2 protein-coding genes are annotated in these 3,019 nt (G+C 60.4%); one reads left to right on the top strand and one right to left on the bottom strand.

Features of this window, described 5'->3' with window-relative positions; translation table 11 throughout:
* Positions 1-1,187 (top strand): plasmid replication protein RepC (repC, locus tag EN749_RS33545; protein WP_128364776.1); only part of this gene is annotated, 1,187 nt, incomplete at its 5' end.
* A gap of 499 nt (positions 1,188-1,686) precedes the next feature.
* Here repC and EN749_RS33540 read toward each other — a convergent pair.
* Positions 1,687-2,778 (bottom strand): tyrosine-type recombinase/integrase, encoded by a 1,092-nt coding sequence (locus tag EN749_RS33540; protein ID WP_128364775.1) that lies wholly within the window; start codon positions 2,776-2,778, stop codon positions 1,687-1,689.
* Positions 2,779-3,019: the final 241 nt, after the last annotated feature.

The raw sequence follows: 3,019 nt of genomic DNA, 5'->3' as shown, positions 1-3,019 counted from the left end.
CCACTGATCGCGCCTTGGCCATTCTTGACGCGCTTCTGTCGTTCCATCCTGACACGGCCCTTCATGGCGACAGCGAGCTGATCGTCTGGCCATCCAACGAGCAGCTGATCCGCCGCGCCAACGGAATGCCTCCAACGACCTTGCGGCGGCACCTGGCCGTCTTGGTCGAGTGTGGATTGATAATCCGTCGCGACAGCCCAAACGGCAAGCGCTTCGCCCGGAAAGGGCAGGGCGGCGAGATCGAGCAAGCCTATGGCTTCGACATCTCGCCGATCGTCGCGCGAGCTCAGGAGTTCAAGGATATTGCGGAAGCGGTCAGATCTGAGAAGAAGGCCTTTCGTCTCGTTAAGGAGCGGCTAACCATATGCCGGCGTGACATCGTCAAGATGATCGACGCCGGCATTGAGGAAGGCGTGCCGGCGAACTGGGGCAGGGTCCAGCAGGCCTACCAGGCGATTGTCGGCCAGATACCACGAACCGCACCCCGCCAGGCCTTCGAGGCGATCGCCGAGGAGCTTGAAGGCCTTTGGGCTGAAGTGCGTGAAGCATTGGAATCATTTGTAAAAACACAGAAAGTGGACGCCAATGAGTCCCGAAATGGACGCCACATACAGAATTCAAAACCAGACTCTAAATTTGAATCTGCAAGCGGCTCAGGAAATAAAGATGAAGCGGGCGCCAACGTTGCGGATACCGACAACGTACGGAGCCTGCCAAAGCGCGAGCTGCCTTTGGGAATCGTGCTGGATGCCTGCCCGAACATGCTTTGGATGGTGAAGGGCGGCGGCGGAATCCGCAATTGGCGTGAATTTCTGGCCGCGGCCGAGGTTGCCCGGCCGGCCATGGGCATCAGCCCGAGCGCCTGGGAGGAAGCGCGGACGGCAATGGGTGAGCAGCAGGCGGCGATTACCATCGCTGCGATCTACCAACGGCAGGACCAGATCAACAGCGCCGGCGGTTATTTGCGCAGCCTGACAGACCGAGCAAAGGCCGGAAAGTTCTCGGTCTGGCCGATGGTGATGGCCTTGTTGCGGGCGAAGCTTCATGCGTCGAAGACGATCGGAACCGGAGCTGAAACCGCTGCCGTCGATTTGGAGACGGCAGGCAAGGTTGTGCGCACCGAATCCCGGCTTGAAATCAGCGATGCGTTGCGCCGCAGCCTCGACAAGCCGGGGCGCAGATCATGAGAAGGCGGGCAGGTTTGATATTCACTACAGGGCTTGGACGGTCCTTGCAGCGCTTGTCGGACGAACGTCTTATGAGAGCATCGAGGGCATGAAAAACGAACACGACCGGGAACCGACGCCCGATGAAACTGTCGCTTGGCTGTTAATTACAAGAATGCGACCGTTCTGGTCATTGCGGGCTACTTAAATACGAGAATGGAATAGTTTGGAGTCTCAAATTAACTGTAGCCACATTGTCTCTAAGATGCTGGGTTCGTTGAATATCGTGCACCGTTGTCTGCAATGCGACGGCACCACGTTGTTCGCCGCGATTATCAATTAAGTGCCGATCTGTGATATTGATTCTCAATTTAACTGTCACATTCTCGAATTAAGTGAACGGCTAAGTTACTGAAATCGTTGAAGAGCGATTCTCATATTTAACTGCCAAGCGACAAAATCCATCCTGCCCCCCTGAACCGCCAAGTGGCGGCTACAATCGGGGGAAGGGAGGGGGCTTTCAGAGCCCGGAAGCCTTGGTCAGGTTGGTCCGGAACCGATCACGCCGGCGCTGATATTTGCGGGTCATCTCGGCCGAGGCATGGCCGAGTTGCTTCTGCACATAGCGTTCCTCGATCTCGGCCGACGAGGCGAGGCCTGCGCGCAAAGAATGGCCGGCGAACAGCAGTTCGCGTTCGCCTTCCGGGAGATCGGAGCGGACGCCTGCAGCCAGTGCCGTCTGCTTGACGAGACGGGCGACATGCTTGTCGGAAAGGCGCTCGACGTCGACGGTCTTGTTGTCCTTGAAAATGCGCCGGAACAGGGGACCGCGGGTGATGCGGCCGAACTTGATCCAGGTCTCCAGCGCCACCACCGGGCAGGACTGGTCGCTGGAACCGCGGCCGACCTCGACCTCGCGCCAGCCGGTCTTGCCGCGCAGCGTGACGAGGACGCCCTTGTCGGGAAAAATATCGATCCATCCGGCGCCGTCGCTATGCTCGTCGCGGGCGACGTCGAGCCCGACGATTTCGGAGCGGCGTAACCCGCCCGAAAACCCTAGGAGCAGGATGGCGCGGTCCCGAAGCCCTCTCAAATCATGGCCCAGGGTTTCGAGCATGGCTAACAGATCCTCGCCGAGCACGGCTTCTTTCTGCCGCGGCGGCTTTGCGTGCTTGCGGCGAATGCCGGCAAGCACGGTGGAAATATGCCGATCGGCGCGATCCATCGGCTGGCCACGCTGGGTAAAGTTCCAGGCGAGGCCAGACAGCCGCCGCTCGATCGTTGCCACGGAGAGCGAGGGGAGGCCGCGTTTCGGATCACCGGCGGCGCAGGCGCCGATATAGAGGCCGATGACCTGGCTCGAGGGCGGCATCGGGTCGAAGCCTTCGCGGCGGCACCAGGAGCTAAAATGCCGCCAGTCCTTGGCGTAGGCGTCCCGCGTATTCTCGGAGCTGGCGGCCTTCGCGTAGCCTGTCGCGGTCTCGACAAGGGATTCCAGACGCGTTGGCGCCCGCGGGGCGGGAGGTGAGGAGCCCATCTCCATGACGAGATCGACGATGTCGGGTAGATCGCCATCGTCGATTGTGGGGGTGTTTTCCGGGGGATCTTGCATGGTTTGGCAGGCTACCGCCATATGTCCGATAAGGCAAGCTTACCGGACATAAAACAAGGCAGACAGGCGGTGCGGATAGTGGCGAAATTTCTCGCTTGAACCGCACATCCCGTTTACGCTGCTGGAGATGAGTCGGCAGCCCGCACCCGCATCGCAAGTCTCCTTCCCGGTCCCGCGCGTGCCGGCGTGGGCGACGCCCCGCGCCCGTAACGAGGACCCGGTCGAGGGCGCCTTCATGGCC

Source organism: Mesorhizobium sp. M7A.F.Ca.ET.027.02.1.1, assembly GCF_004022985.1.
GTDB lineage: Bacteria > Pseudomonadota > Alphaproteobacteria > Rhizobiales > Rhizobiaceae > Mesorhizobium.
Note: the sequence above shows the minus strand (reverse complement) of the source record. Positions and strands in the feature narration are given on the sequence as shown.